Origin of the sequence: Mesorhizobium sp. B2-6-1, assembly GCF_006440475.1 — a bacterium.
In the GTDB taxonomy this organism is placed as follows: Bacteria; Pseudomonadota; Alphaproteobacteria; order Rhizobiales; family Rhizobiaceae; genus Mesorhizobium.
Genome location: NZ_VFUH01000019.1, coordinates 87,902 through 99,310, shown reverse-complemented (window position 1 = coordinate 99,310; position 11,409 = coordinate 87,902). Strand labels below are relative to the sequence as shown.

Here is an 11,409-nt window from a genome sequence, read left to right as displayed (position 1 = left end):
CCTCCTCCCCCGCCACCGCCCTTCGCACGCGCGATGCCACCAAAGGCGGCGTATGCGATGCTTGCACCCAAGGCCGAAAGCAATACACGACGAGACGTAAACACTGTTCGATCCTCCTACAATTTCTGTGAAACTTCGGAATTTGATAATCGAAATGCGACACGCACGCGACTTCCACCCGCAAGACGAGAGGGGTCCTTAAGCGATGCTACCGTAGTGTTTAATTGATTTGCGAGTTCCGCTTTAGCTTAACTTCGTCGGCAGCAAAATATCGGATTTTACAATTTTGGCTAAGAGGAATTTCAGTGCCCAAATCGAAATCTCAACCTATCCTGCCTTGAGCGATTTGCTGATATAGAGTGTAGTGCCTCCGCTCCCGACCACAGTTCCTTTGGCGGGCTTGGAAATTGCGGGGCCCCCATCTCACCGATACATTCAGTCTTCAACTTGAGCTTGGGGTTTGCAAGGAAATCAGCAACTACTTTCGACCCGCACGGATCGGAATCTATGACATCGTGTCCGATCCCCCGAAAGACCACCACCTGGCCGAAAGGAAGGGTCTTCGCCGCGTGGTCCGCCCATGCTGTCGGCGTTGCTGGATCATATTCTCCCGACAACAGAAGAGTGGGTATGTCAGTGCGGCGCGGCTGCACCTGCGATGCTGGCCCGTTCTCAAGCATCCAAAGAGGGCATGCCCAGGAGTAGTCGTTCAGCTCAACCCATTTCGACCAGTATTTGTTCTGCTTGCCATTCAGATCGGGGAGATCGCTGTCGGAACAACTTACAGAGAAGTCCATACCTTGGGAGATCTCCAGGTCGTCAGCATCGAAAAGTATCTCCGCCAGGGGTCTGAAATCCTGTTTGTATGTCCTCTCGATCAGCTCCGGCAGGGTCAGGAGCGCATCGCGATCGTATAAAATGCCGAATATAAGCTCGAGGAAATCTGCCCCGGAGACATATGTGTAGCGCGCCTCTTTATCTGTGCTGCGCAAGAGCAAAGGCTGCCGATCCAGCTGTCTTACAATAAGCTGAACAGCATTGGATATCCCATTCATGCATCTGTTCGCTGCCTCACAGTCTCGCTCTAGCAATTTTAACGATCGGTCGAGATTCGGCCCATCTTCGTTCAGGTAATTGATGTCCAGCGGAACAACTGAATCCAATATACTCGCCGAGACCCCTTCGGGGTGCTGGTTCATCACTTCCAGTGCAAGCCTGGTGCCATACGAGACGCCATAAAGAACCCACTTTTCTATCCCGAGAGCCTTCCGAAGGTCATCAATATCCTCCGCATTCTCCTCAGTGTTGTAGGCATCAAGATCGATGCCCTTTGCGATCAACGCCGTCCTGCATGCAAGAACTTCATCTTTCTTGAGCTTGCTAAAGGTGGTTTCGACCTCAACGCTCGAGAGAATGGCGTTCCAATGATCGGGCTTGAAATATTGAGAACAGTCCAAGGCGGGAGCGGACTTTCCGATGCCCCGCTGATCAGCAACGATTACTCGGCGTCCGATCATCCAGCTCTGGGCGCCGATGAATTCCCACCATCCATCGATGTCGTCGCTATTGGCAATGTCGGTAGGCTGCCCCGGTCCTCCTGTGAGAAACACTACCGGTTCGTGCCGTTCGCGGTCCGGTTCGAATACGACCACGGACAGGACGACCTCGGTACCACCCGTCTTCTTTCGATTTTCTGGAACATTCACGGTCCCACACGTCATTGCCCGATCCCGCGGAATTTCGAACCAACAGCTGGTTTTCTTGAACTCACCCGCAGTGAGTTCCCCACCCCCCAGGCAAATGAGGAACGCAACCGACGTGACCACGAGAAGAAAACACCAATCTGGTTTGATGTACGCGCGTCTAAACACGGTAGACATCTCGCCCCTCATTTATAAGTATACGAGAACTGCTCGATTGCGGATCGAATATTCTTCGCGTCATCGACAATCAGGAATAAAACGCCCGCAATCACGGCTTCGTTATTTATTCAAGACGGAGAGTCTTTCCCTCCGATGCCAAGGAACAATTCCGTATTTCAGAAAAATGGCAGGAAAAAATTTATCCCGCACCCGGCCTGACGACCCTCTCCATTTCGTGCTCCCAAGCGATATTGGGTTACTCCAACACAAAATTGGAAACAAGCTCGACAAACCGGGCGATTATATTAGCGCTTTTGATTGAGCCGTGCGCGAGACAGTTGGTCAGCACTGCGCTTATGTAAGCCGTGTTTTGCGCTACATTGCTCATCCGATTTTGCGCGGGTGCTCGCACCCTCCTCCTTATGGTGGATTCCCATTCTTTAGCATTAACGCATATAAAGACCGCGCTTCTGCACTCACGATGGGAACACAACCATGCGGAATCGAAAGTCACTTCAACTGGCGCTTTGGGCTTGTATATCGCTTTTTCTCACCGACGCCGCTTTAGCGAAAGATGCCTACAAGACTCCCTGTAGAGCGGACGCCAAGCGGGTGTGCCACATGGACAACGAAGTGAAGGCGCAAGGCTGCCTTAAACAGCACCTCAGCGAACTCACGCCGGGTTGCAAGGCCTTTCTCAGTAAACAATGAGATGGCCGCGGGTCCTGTAGCCCGATTGCGTGCTCCGATGGTGAGATTGCTCGCCGCGGGGTCTCACGCGATGGCACGATGAGCAAGGCGGACACCGTTCGCCCTGCCGGCATTCTGGTCCCGTTCGCTCCAACCGGGCGCCAGTCACGGCCCCGCCAGTTGCGTGGACATGCGCGAGGATGGCCGGATCGACGAAAGGTATCAAAGGCCAGCGAGCGGCCGCTTGTCTATCTGACAGCCTGCCTCAGCCCACCCTGACCACGAAATGCTTCGTCACCGGCTCGATGATCTTCCAGGTTCCCTTGAAATCGGCTTCCACCACGAAGGCGTCGCCGGGGCCGACTTCGACCGGCGTGCCGCCGTCGGGCGTGATGATGATGCGGCCCGCGATCATGTGCACGAACTCATAGTCGGTGTAGGTGGCGTGATACGTACCGGGCGACGCCCGCCAGGTTCCTGAGATCACCTTGCCGTCCGCGGTCGTGTGCTGGACGGCGGTTTGCATCGTCGGCCGGCCCTCGACCGCGATCCAGCCAGGCAGGTCGCCGGCTTCCGCGTGTTCGACGGTGCCGAATTTCAGGATCGTCTTGTTCGTCATGCCGGGGCTCCGTTTTGCTTCGCTGTCGCACCGTCGGATAGCCGTTACGCGTGGCGTGGGCAATGCCGCCAGGGGGACCAGGGCAACCAATCCGGGTTCACCGGCGCCTTCGCACTGTTTGACGGAGCTCTGAACGAAAAAACCCGCCTGCTCGGCGGGTCCCTGGCGCGACTCAGCACCATAGGCAATTTGTAGCATTAACTGCCTTCACAGTCAATGAAGCTGAGTTCGCGGCCTTGCACCAGGAACCAGGCGCGTCCGCGCCTGGGGTGGGCGATTTGGCAATTCCTGCTGCTCCTCAGTCTGAAATCCTCAGGGCTTGTGGCGCGCCGCGACGAGTTCCGCCTTGCGCCTTGCCGTTTCCATTCCCAGCCCGATGAAGGCGCGCGCGTGCTTGGCCAGCGCCATGTTGTCCGTCCACAGATTACGCCAGATGGCGGTCTTCTTCGACAGGTTCTCGTCGACGATCTCCGAGGAGAAGGATTCGAAGCTGAGATCGTCGGCATAGCCGATCGCCGTCAGCGCATCGAATATCGCGGCGAAGTCGATATTGCCGGTGCCGAGGAAGCCGCGATGGCTCTCGCCGATATGAACATAGCCGATCTTGCCGGCGGCATGGCGAATGGCCAGCCCGACATCGGCCTCCTCGATGTTCATGTGGAAGGTGTCGAGGTGGAGAAAGATGTTGTCGGAGCCGGTGTCCTCGATGAAGGCCAGCCCTTGCGCGGCAGTGTTGAGCAGATTGCTCTCGAAGCGGTTGACGATCTCGAGGTTGAGCGTGACGCCTGCCGCCTTCGCGGTTTCGGCGACCTTGGCCAGCGTCCCGGCGCTGCGGTTCCACTGGTCTCGCGTCGGCGCCTCGGTCTGCAATCCGTGGCTGGTCGAGAGGATACCGGCGACCTTCTGGCCGCCGAGGTCGCGCGTCAGGGCGATGGTGTCGTTGAGGATCCCTATGCCGTGCGAGGCGACCGCGTTGTCGGCGCTCGAAATGTCGCCGTCGACCGGCAGGCCGATGCTGATCGCCACGCCGAGGTCGAGATCGGCGATGCGCTTGGCTAGCCCGCCAATATCGACATTGGCGGGGTCGAGATAGGAGAATTCGATCAGGTCGAAGCCGGCCTCCTTGGTGTTGGCCAGCGTGCGTTCGAGCTCGGCCTGCGTCGAGCTCGCCGACCAGACGAAAGAGTGGATTCCGATGCGCGACATGATCGTCTCCGGTTTTGCGACGAAATGAGGAGGACGCGGCAGGTCAGCCCGGCCGCGTCCGCCTTGGACTGATCAGCGGGCCGCGGTCCAGCCCTTGTAGTCCTTCAGATTCTCGGCGGTGATCAGCTTCGGATCGAGCAGCACCACCGGCTCCGCCGGCTTCTTGCCGGCAAGCACGTCGGCGGCCATCGTCAGCGACTGGCCGGCCATCACGTAGGGATCCTGCGAGGCAGAAGCCTTGATCATGGACTTGCCGGATGCCAGTTCCTTCTCGATGTCCGGCGCGCCGTCGACGGCGGTGAAGATGAACTCCGAGCGGTTGAGCTGCTTGGCGGCGAGCTCGGCGCCGATCGCCGTCGGATCGTTGATGGCGAACACCGCATCGATCTTGTCGAAGCGGGTCAGCAGCGACTGGAACACCTTCAGGCCGCCGTCGCGCGAGCCTTCGGCGTTCTGGTCGTCGGACAGGATCTTGATGTCGGGATGCTGGGCAAGCACGTTCTTGCAGCCCTTCACGCGCTCCAGGATCGACGAGGACGCCGGACCGTTGAGGATGACGTAGTTGCCCTTGCCGCCAGTTTGGTCGACCAGATATTGGCAGGCCTCCTCGCCGGCCTTGACATTGTTGGTCATCACGGTGACGTTGGGGCCTGGCGCGGAGACGTCGAAGGCCGCGACCACGATGCCCGCCGCCTGCGCCTTCTTCACCGCGGGCGCGATCGCCTTGGCATCGACGGCGTTGAGCATGATGACGTCGACGCCGGCGGCGATGAAGGAATCGACCTGCGAGACCTGCTTGTTCAAGTCATAGTCGGCCGACACCGACGTCACCTCGACGTTCGGATTGATCTTCTTGGCCGCGTCCTCGATGCCCTTGATGGTGGCGACGAAGAACGGGTTGCCGAGCAGGCCGACCGAGATGCCGACCTTGTTCAGGTCCTTGGCCGATGCCGGCGCAATGGCGACGGCCGCGAACGCGGCGCCGCAGAGCAGTTTGGCGATGGTCTTCATTACGCTTACTTCCTCCTGATGCCCCGCGCCTCTCACGGTGCGTTACACAAGCCGGTCTTTGATGCCGGCGACAAGGTCACTCACGTTCTTGCCCCTGCCTGGAGCCTGTAGCGGTCGAGGGCGACCGCCACGATGATGACCAATCCCTTGATGATGTACTGCCAGATGTCCGAGACGCCGGCCAGGATGAGACCGTTGGACAGCACGGCGATGATCAGGCCGCCGATCAGCGTGCCCCAGATCGAGCCGACGCCGCCGACGAAGCTTGTGCCGCCCAGAATGACCGCGGCGATGGCGTCGAGTTCGTAGGACTGGCCGAGCTGCAGGCCGTTGGCGGCATAGAGCCTGGCCGCCGACATGGCGCCGCCGAGACCTGCCAGCAGGCCGGACACGCCATAGACGAAGAGCAGCACCAGCGGCACCTTGATGCCGGTCAGCCGCGCCGCCTCGGCATTGCCGCCCACGGCATAGATCCAGGTGCCGAGCACGGTGCGTTTCAGCACCAGCCACGACACCACCACCACCGTCAGCGCGATGATGACCAGCCAGGGAACGCCGAACAGCGAGCCGTTGCCGATGAAGTCGAACGGCAGGTCGGAGTTGAACACGGTCGTGTCTTCACCGAGCAGGCGGGCGACGCCGCGCACGGCGGTCAGCGAGCCCAGCGTGACGATGAAGGGCGGCAGCCTGATATAGGCGATGAGCAGCCCGTTGATGACCCCGAAGCCGAGACCGACCAGAATGGCCGCCGGCACGCCGAGCAGGCCCCAGTCCGGCACCAGCGACACCAGCACCGCCACCATTGCGGAAGCGGCAAGGATCGAGCCGACCGACAGGTCGATGCCGCCGGTGAGGATGACGAAGGTCATGCCGGCGGCGAGCACGATGTTGATCGACGATTGCTGCGTGACGATCAACAGGTTGGTGCCGGTGAGAAAACGCGGATTGATGAACTGGAAGCCGGCCGCCAGCAACACCAGCACCGGCAGCATGCCGAGCGCGGCCAAAGCCGTGCGCAACCGCCGGCTCCTGACTGCCGCCTGGTCCACTGTCGTCGTCGTGGTGGTTCTGTCGGTCATTCCTTCGGTCCTTCTTGGGCCGCTCCCGTCGCAAGTTCCATGATTGCTTCCTGGCGAAGCGGCTCGCCCCGGGATGCCGTCACCTCGCCTGCTATGGCGCCGTCGCGCATCACCAGAACCCGGTCGGCGACGCCGACTACTTCCGGCAGTTCGCTGGAGATCATCAATATGGCGATGCCCTTGCTGGCGAGACTGTCGATCAACCGGTAGATCTCCGATTTGGCGCCGACATCGACGCCGCGCGTCGGCTCATCGAGGATGACCACCTTGGGTTCGGTCTCCAGCAGGCGGGCCAGCAGCACCTTCTGCTGGTTGCCGCCCGACAGCGAACCGGCATTGGCCTGCGCCGAGCGGGTGCGGATCGAGAGATCCGCGACGGCTTTCGCAGCGCGCCTGTCGGCGGCGGCGAAGTCCCGCAAGCCGCCGGCGCGCGCATCCCTGGCCAGCACGCCCATGTTGATGTTGTCGGAAATAGACATGTCGAGGAACAGGCCGAGTTCCTTGCGGTCCTCGGTGAGATAGGCGATGCCGGCATCGAGCGCCTCGCGCGGCGAGCCGATGGCGATCGGCTTGCCGTCGAGCTCCAGCGTGCCGGCGCTGCGCCGGTCGGCGCCGAAGATGAGCCTGGCAAGTTCGGTGCGGCCCGAGCCGACGAGGCCCGCCAGCGCCAGCACCTCGCCGTGATAGAGGTCGAAGGAGCAGTCCTTCAGCAGCCTGCCGTCGGACATGCCGCGCACCGACAGCGCCACGGCGCGCTTTTCGCCCGGCGGGCGGTGATCCTTCTTGTAGAACGCCGAGAGATCGCGGCCGACCATCATCGAAACGAGCCGCGAGGCGCTGAGGTCGGCGCGCTCCAGCGTGCCGACATAGCCGCTGTCGCGCAGCACGCTGACGCGGTCGGCGAGCTGGTAGACCTCTTCCATGCGATGGCTGATGTAGATGATGGCGATGCCTTGCGCCTTCAGCGTCGCGATCACCTCGAACAGCCGCTCGGTCTCGCGCGAGGTCAGCGACGTCGTCGGCTCGTCCATCACGATGATGCGCGCATTGGTCGACAGCGCCCGCGCGATCTCGACCAGCTGGCGCTCGCCGAGTGACAGGCCGGAAACCAGGGCACGCGCTGAAAAGGAAACGCCGAGCCGGCCGATGATCTCGGTCGCGCGCCGGTTGCACTGGTCGCGGTCGACGATGCCGAAACGGCGCGGTTCGTTGCCGAGGAAAATGTTCTGCGCCACGGTCAGATTGGGCGCCAGCGACAGTTCCTGGTAGATCACCGCGACGCCGCTGGCGCGCGCCTTGATCGGATCGCCGGTCGCGGCGGGCATGCCATCGATCAGGATCTCGCCCCCGGGATCGGGACGATAGGCGCCCGAAAGCACCTTCATCAGCGTCGACTTGCCGGCGCCGTTCTCGCCCATCAGCGCGTGCAGCTCGCCGGCCTGGACGGTAAGCGAAACATCCTGCAGGGCGCGGATCGCGCCGAACGTCTTCGAAATATGGCGCATTTCCAGCACCGGGTGGCGTTCCGCCCCCATGCCGGCTGTCTCCGTCCTGGCCTGCGCGCTCATCGGGCTGCGACCTTGCCGGCGGTCCCGGCGACCAGATCGCGCCAGCCGTCGCGGTAGCCGGCGAGGCTGGTGAAGCGCACTGCTTTCACCGGCTCCGGCGGCTCGGCGGCGAATTCACGCCCGACGCTCTCGAAAGCCAGGGCCGCAGCGCCCGTGGCGCTGCCTTGCAGCGAAGCGCCCTGCATGAAGGCCTGCTCCGGCCGCAGCTGCGCCAGCAGGCTGGCGAGCAGGCCGCCAGTGTTGAGACCGCCGTCGACGATCACGGTGTTGCTGGAATGGATGAGGTCGAGGCAGAGGTCGAGCATCAGCGCGACATAGAGCAGTGCCACGGCCGCACGCTCGCCGGCATCAGGCGTGCGTCCGACCAGCCGGCCCGAACGGCCTGGCATCGGCCCGCCCGGCGCGAAGCTCGGCAATGCCATCATGCCGGCATCGATCGCCCGCTGCACCGCCGCGCCTTCGACCGGGCCTTGCCAGCCGTCGCTGATGGCGGCGAATTCGCGCCCGCCCATGAAGCGGATGGTCGGCACCGGGCCGCCGTCCACATCGACATTGACCAGCATGTCGCGATCGCGGTCGAGCGCCTCGAGCGGACAGTCGGGATTGAGCACGATGACCCAGGTGCCGGTCGAAACCACTGTCACCGAGCCCAGCCCCTGCCGCCGATAGGCATGGAGCGCGGCATTCGAGTCGTGGACGCCGTTGTGGATGGCGAGCGGCCGCGACGCGCTGCCGAAGTCCTGTTCGCCGATGACAGTACCGGCACGCGCGAAGGCCGGCATCTGGTGGCGCCACCCCTCGGCGTCGACCAGTGAGGAAAAATCGTGACGACGCGGCGCCCACAGATGCGAATGGCAGCCGAGATAGGACACTTCGCAAACCGGCCTGCCGCCAAGGCGCCAGCTCCAATATTGCGGATAGCCGAGAATCCATTTCGCCGTCGCGAAAGCGTCGGATGCGGCCTCCTGCAGCCACAGCATGTGGCGGCCGTAGTTGAAACCGAGCGGCAGCCGCGGCGAGAACGTCTCGGCGTAGTCCGGAATGCGGCGATCGATCCGCGCGGCGATTTCGGCCGGCGGCTCCTGCTCATAGTCGAGGATCGGATGCGTCAGCGCCGCGTCGTCCACGAGGGCGAAGGTGCAGCCATGGCCCGACACCATCACCCCTTCCACGCCATGGTTTTCGATCACAGCGGTGACGGCGCCGAGCGCCCAATCGTGGAGGTCGGCCTCATCGAGCACGCTGAAGCCGCCTTGGCGCGTCCATTTCGGCTGGGTCCGGCGCTCGTCGAGAATGCGTCCGTCCTGGCCGAAGACGAACAGCTTCGAATTGGTCTTGCCGAAGTCGAGCACCGCGACCTTCATGCGATGGCTCCCGTGGTCGAAGCAATCCGCACCATGACGCCGGCATCCTCCAGCATGCGCGCGTCGGCATCGGAAAGACCGTCGTCGGTGACCAGCGTGCCGATGCGCGACAGGGGCAGCGCAACGTTACGGGCCTGGATCGAAAGCTTGCGGCTGTCGGCCAGCACGACGATCTGGTCGGCGCACTGGCTAAGCTCGACGATCGAGCGCACCAGCAGCGGGTGCGATTCCAGCAAGCCTTCCTGGCCGATGCCTTGCGCGCCGAGAAAGAACTTCGAAGCGTAGAAAGGTGCCGGATGGGTGAGCGAGTGAATGATGCCCGGCTCGCGATGCAGGTCGCCGCCGGCAACGGTCAGGCTGCAATGGCCATGATCGCTCAGATACGCCGCCAGCGGCATCGAGTTGGTGTAGAGCCGGATGCTGCGCTCGGCGAGCTTGACCCCGAGATGGAAACAGGTCGAGCCGCCATGCACGATAACCGCGTCGCCGTCGCGCACCATGGTCGCGGCTAGGTTGGCGATCTGCCGCTTGGCCTCGACCGCGAGGTCGCGATTCTCGTCATAGGGCCGGGCATAGGCGACGCCGGCCTGCGACGTGCCGTCGAGCGCCGAAACACCGCCATAGACCTTGCGCGCCTCGCCCGCCTCGTCGATCCGGTCGATGTCGCGCCGCACCGTCGCGGCCGAAACGCCGAGCCGCTCCTGCAGCTCCCGCACCGAGGCGAAGGGGCGATCACGCAAGAGTTCGACGATCTGACGCTGGCGGCCGGAGTCGCTCAACTGTTTCCTCCAAAACGCCGTTCTGCGACGGCAGTTGGTGTAACTTACTCAACATTAGCTCGATTGCAAGCCACAACTGACGGTATTCGATCACGGTTGACGGAACTCACTCTTATCTGCGATATCAACCCGTCGAATGCCCGACCACCGCATTCGACGGTTGGCGGATTGTTGGAGGAGATGCGTGATGGCGACCCAGGCGGATGCGCAGGAATTGGCGGCGCTGCGGGCGCTTTCGGCCGCCATCGGACAGGATCCGCATCTGACCCAGGCCGCCGGCGGCAACAACTCGCTGAAAGCCGGAGACACGCTGTGGATCAAGGCTTCCGGGACCTGGCTGAAAGACGCGCTCGCCGATGACATCATGGTGCCGGTGGCGATGGCGCCATTGCTCGAGGCGGTTGAACGACGCGATCCCGCCGCCGACCAGCCTCAGGCCTTCGCCATCGGCGCGCTCAACCCGCGCGGGCTGCGTCCCTCGATCGAGACCACGGTGCATGCCTTGATGCCGCAGCGCGTGGTCCTGCATGTCCACTGCGTCGACACCATTTCGCTTGCGGTGCAGGCCGATTGCGAGGTCCTGGCCGCGTGCCGGCTCGCAGGCATCCAATGGGCCTATGTTCCCTACCGCCGGCCGGGCCTGCCGCTGGCCCAGGGCATCTCCGAAAGGCTGCGGCCGGGCGTCGATGTCCTGATCCTGGGCAATCACGGCCTCGTCGTCGCGGCCGAGACCGTCACCGGGGCCGAGGCGCTGTTGCGCCGCGTGACCGGGCTTCTGGCAAGGGCGCCGCGCGACGCGGCCGCGCCCGACATCGCGGCACTGACCGCGCTTGCCGCAAATTCCGGCTACCGCTTGCCCGTCGACACCGAGGCGCACGCGGTCGCCATCGATCCCGACAGCCGCCGCATGGCATCGGGCGGCAGCCTCTATCCCGACCATGTCATCTTCCTCGGCAAGGGTTCGGTGGTGGCTGCGCCCGGCGAGGACGTCGCCGCTGTCGTCAGGCGTCGCGGCGCCCAGCCCCTGTCGATCCTGTTTCCGGGGCTCGGCGTCCTGATGCGCGCCAATGCCAGCGCCGGCGCCGACGCCATGCAGCGTTGCCTTGCCGACGTGACGGCGCGGGTCGATGTCACGGCGACGTTGAATTACCTTACCGAGGCGGAGAACGACGAACTCGTCAACTGGGACGCCGAGCAGTACCGCCAGAAACTGAACGCCTCCGGTGGCTGA

Annotated in this window: 9 protein-coding genes; 1 reads left to right on the top strand and 8 read right to left on the bottom strand. The window is 62.9% G+C overall.

Going from position 1 to position 11,409, the window contains the following annotated elements:
* Positions 1-302: 302 nt before the first annotated feature.
* The 8 genes from FJ443_RS28250 to FJ443_RS28215 form a co-directional block, all read right to left on the bottom strand.
* Positions 303-1,880, bottom strand: a complete 1,578-nt coding sequence (locus FJ443_RS28250; protein WP_181175148.1) for an alpha/beta hydrolase — start codon at positions 1,878-1,880, stop codon at positions 303-305.
* A 937-nt stretch (positions 1,881-2,817) separates the two neighbouring features.
* A complete protein-coding gene (locus FJ443_RS28245; RefSeq protein ID WP_140501578.1) occupies positions 2,818-3,171 on the bottom strand; it encodes a cupin domain-containing protein in 354 nt (117 codons plus the stop codon).
* A gap of 312 nt (positions 3,172-3,483) precedes the next feature.
* A complete protein-coding gene (locus FJ443_RS28240) occupies positions 3,484-4,377 on the bottom strand; it encodes a sugar phosphate isomerase/epimerase (RefSeq protein ID WP_140666486.1) in 894 nt (297 codons plus the stop codon).
* 72 nt (positions 4,378-4,449) lie between these two features.
* Positions 4,450-5,388, bottom strand: coding sequence for an ABC transporter substrate-binding protein (locus tag FJ443_RS28235; protein WP_140666484.1), 939 nt, complete (start codon positions 5,386-5,388; stop codon positions 4,450-4,452).
* An 80-nt stretch (positions 5,389-5,468) separates the two neighbouring features.
* The gene (locus FJ443_RS28230; protein WP_140501584.1) at positions 5,469-6,467 is read right to left on the bottom strand and encodes a ribose ABC transporter permease; all 999 of its coding nucleotides are present in this window, start codon (positions 6,465-6,467) and stop codon (positions 5,469-5,471) included.
* Positions 6,464-8,035, bottom strand: a complete 1,572-nt coding sequence (locus FJ443_RS28225; RefSeq protein WP_140558481.1) for a sugar ABC transporter ATP-binding protein — start codon at positions 8,033-8,035, stop codon at positions 6,464-6,466. Before FJ443_RS28225 ends, FJ443_RS28230 begins: the two co-directional genes overlap by 4 nt.
* Positions 8,032-9,399 (bottom strand): FGGY-family carbohydrate kinase, encoded by a 1,368-nt coding sequence (locus FJ443_RS28220; protein WP_140666482.1) that lies wholly within the window; start codon positions 9,397-9,399, stop codon positions 8,032-8,034. Before FJ443_RS28220 ends, FJ443_RS28225 begins: the two co-directional genes overlap by 4 nt.
* The gene (locus FJ443_RS28215) at positions 9,396-10,178 is read right to left on the bottom strand and encodes a DeoR/GlpR family DNA-binding transcription regulator (RefSeq protein ID WP_140525811.1); all 783 of its coding nucleotides are present in this window, start codon (positions 10,176-10,178) and stop codon (positions 9,396-9,398) included. Before FJ443_RS28215 ends, FJ443_RS28220 begins: the two co-directional genes overlap by 4 nt.
* Before the next feature lie 187 nt (positions 10,179-10,365).
* On the opposite strand from FJ443_RS28215, the gene FJ443_RS28210 reads away from it, so the two are divergent.
* Positions 10,366-11,409, top strand: a complete 1,044-nt coding sequence (locus FJ443_RS28210) for a class II aldolase/adducin family protein (RefSeq protein WP_140666480.1) — start codon at positions 10,366-10,368, stop codon at positions 11,407-11,409.

Excerpts from the sequence above, each read along its gene's own strand:
- FJ443_RS28250 (WP_181175148.1), bottom strand. The coding sequence starts at position 1,880 with ATGTCTACCGTGTTTAGACGCGCGTACATCAAACCAGATTGGTGTTTT.
- FJ443_RS28245 (WP_140501578.1), bottom strand. The coding sequence starts at position 3,171 with ATGACGAACAAGACGATCCTGAAATTCGGCACCGTCGAACACGCGGAA.
- FJ443_RS28240 (WP_140666486.1), bottom strand. The coding sequence starts at position 4,377 with ATGTCGCGCATCGGAATCCACTCTTTCGTCTGGTCGGCGAGCTCGACG.
- FJ443_RS28235 (WP_140666484.1), bottom strand. The coding sequence starts at position 5,388 with ATGAAGACCATCGCCAAACTGCTCTGCGGCGCCGCGTTCGCGGCCGTC.
- FJ443_RS28230 (WP_140501584.1), bottom strand. The coding sequence starts at position 6,467 with ATGACCGACAGAACCACCACGACGACGACAGTGGACCAGGCGGCAGTC.
- FJ443_RS28225 (WP_140558481.1), bottom strand. The coding sequence starts at position 8,035 with ATGAGCGCGCAGGCCAGGACGGAGACAGCCGGCATGGGGGCGGAACGC.
- FJ443_RS28220 (WP_140666482.1), bottom strand. The coding sequence starts at position 9,399 with ATGAAGGTCGCGGTGCTCGACTTCGGCAAGACCAATTCGAAGCTGTTC.
- FJ443_RS28210 (WP_140666480.1), top strand. The coding sequence starts at position 10,366 with ATGGCGACCCAGGCGGATGCGCAGGAATTGGCGGCGCTGCGGGCGCTT.